Here is a 1,704-nt window from a genome sequence, read left to right on the forward strand (position 1 = left end):
CGGTGAAGCTAGCCGCCGCGGCGAAGACCGAAGCCAGGGTCCAGTCCGCCAACACGCCGGCGAAGGTGCCGGTGGCGCCGCCGCGTCCGTCCGATCAGCCGGTCGATATCGTCGGCGAGGTCAAGCCCGACCAGGTCGCCTCCATCGATCCGGCGGCGGCAGGCGGCGGCTCGTGGTCGATGCAGATCGCTTCGCAGCCGACGGTTGAAAGCGCCCAGTCCACCTACCAGGACCTGCAGCGCCGTTACGGAAGTGTGCTCGCCGGACGCACAGCCAACATCGTCAAGGCGCAGATCGCCGGCAAGGGCACTTTCTACCGAGTCCGGGTCCCGGCCCAGTCGCGCAACGACGCGATCAATCTGTGCACCAACTACAAGGCGGCCGGCGGCACCTGCTTCGTGTCGCGCTGATCATTTACCACCGTTCAGAGCCGGCGTCGCCGCGAGGCCGCGCCGGCTTTTTCGTTGTGGACGGCTGTCGTCATTCATGCGGCACCGGTCAGGGGTGATTCCCCTTTGGTTCGCAAAATCTTAGAGCGGTTCAGCGCCGGCAGAATCACCGAACCCGCATAACTCCTTGTTTTTACGGAATTCCGGACGCAAAACCGTTACACACTTTTCCTGGAATTGCTCTAAGCTTCGATCCATGACCGAATCAAAATCCATGATCCTCGGCTGCGCCGGGAAATCCCTCACTGAAGATGAAATCCGCTTCTACGGCGACGAGCGTCCTTGGGGCTTCATCCTGTTCGCGCGCAATGTCGGCGAGACCGAGCAGATCCGCGACCTGGTCGCCTCGATGCGCGAGAGCGTCGGACGCCCGGATGCCCCGGTCTTCATCGACCAGGAGGGCGGCAGGGTGCAGCGCCTGCGACCGCCGCTGGCGCCGAACTATCCTGCAGGCGGAGCGCTCGGCGCGCTTTGGCGCGACGATCGCGAGGCCGGCCGCCGTGCCGCGTGGCTGCTCGCGCGGCTTCACGCCTTCGATCTGCTGCGCCACGGCATCACCGCCGACTGCCTGCCGGTGCTCGACGTGCCCATTGCGGGCGCCAGCGATGTCATCGGCGCGCGCGCCTATGGTATGGAACCAAATGCCGTGATCGAGCTTGGCCGGGCTTCGGCCGAGGGCCTGATGTCGGGTGGCGTCCTGCCGGTCATGAAGCATATTCCCGGCCACGGCCGCGCCTTTGCCGATACGCATTTCGCGCTGCCGACGGTCGACACGCCCCTCGCCGAGTTGCGGCAACATGATTTCGCCCCGTTCAAGGCGCTCAACCACCTGCCGATGGCGATGACGGCGCATGTCGTCTACAGCGCGATCGACCCGGACAATCCGGCGACGACCTCGGCCAAGGTCGTCAACGAGGTGATCCGTGGCGAGATCGGCTTCGACGGGCTCCTGATGAGCGACGACACCTCGATGAAGGCACTTTCTGGGGATTTCCCGACAAAGGCGGCCGCGATCCTTGCGGCGGGCTGCGATCTCGTCCTTCACTGCAACGGCGTTTTCGAGGAAATGTCGGGGATCGCGTCGCGTACGACGGTGCTCGAAGGCAAGTCCTTGGCGAGAGCGGAGCGGGCGCTGGCCTATATAAAGGACCGCGACGTCGCGGACGAAAGCACCATACGCGCGGAATTCGCCACCTATTTCGACGCGGTGGCCTGAACCGAAGGGAAAGCAAGGCAAGTGGCGGAAACATTGGAC

2 protein-coding genes are annotated in these 1,704 nt (G+C 64.6%); both read left to right on the forward strand.

Going from position 1 to position 1,704, the window contains the following annotated elements; translation table 11 throughout:
* The coding region (locus EOA60_RS31745; protein ID WP_164899722.1) for an SPOR domain-containing protein at positions 1-410 on the forward strand (410 nt) is incomplete at its 5' end.
* A 235-nt stretch (positions 411-645) separates the two neighbouring features.
* Positions 646-1,665, forward strand: coding sequence for a beta-N-acetylhexosaminidase (nagZ, locus tag EOA60_RS31750; protein ID WP_066999978.1), 1,020 nt, complete (start codon positions 646-648; stop codon positions 1,663-1,665).
* Positions 1,666-1,704 lie beyond the last annotated feature (39 nt).

Source organism: Mesorhizobium sp. M1A.F.Ca.IN.020.06.1.1 (assembly GCF_004023265.1).
Classification (GTDB): Bacteria; Pseudomonadota; Alphaproteobacteria; order Rhizobiales; family Rhizobiaceae; genus Mesorhizobium.

Excerpts from the sequence above, each read along its gene's own strand:
- nagZ (WP_066999978.1), top strand. The coding sequence starts at position 646 with ATGACCGAATCAAAATCCATGATCCTCGGCTGCGCCGGGAAATCCCTC.